The organism is Lactobacillus gallinarum DSM 10532 = JCM 2011 (assembly GCF_001434975.1).
Lineage (GTDB): Bacteria > Bacillota > Bacilli > Lactobacillales > Lactobacillaceae > Lactobacillus > Lactobacillus gallinarum.
The window spans coordinates 1-328 of the sequence record NZ_AZEL01000086.1; the positions used below are offsets into that span (position 1 = coordinate 1).

Here is a 328-nt window from a genome sequence, read left to right on the forward strand (position 1 = left end):
GAGCAAATGATTCGCTTTCTTTTTACTGCTGGTGGATTCGGCCTTGTTATTGCCAATAACGCAGAAATTGCCGGCGCAACCGGTGGCTGCCAAGCCGAAGTTGGTAGTGCATCTGCCATGGGCGCCGCTGCTGCAGTTGAGGCAGCTAGTGGCAGTGCTGAGCAGAGCGCACAAGCAATGTCGATTGCAATGTCTAACTTGCTCGGTCTAGTCTGCGACCCAATCGCTGGCTTGGTTGAAGTTCCTTGCGTTAAGAGGAATGCAATCGGTGCAGGCAATGCTTTAATTTCGGCAGACATGGCGCTTGCGGGATGCACCAGTGTAATTC

1 protein-coding gene is annotated in these 328 nt (G+C 52.7%); it reads left to right on the forward strand.

What is annotated here, in order from left to right; genetic code table 11:
• On the forward strand, positions 1-328 hold a 328-nt coding region (locus FC37_RS09915), incomplete at both ends, for an L-serine ammonia-lyase, iron-sulfur-dependent, subunit alpha (protein WP_201779652.1).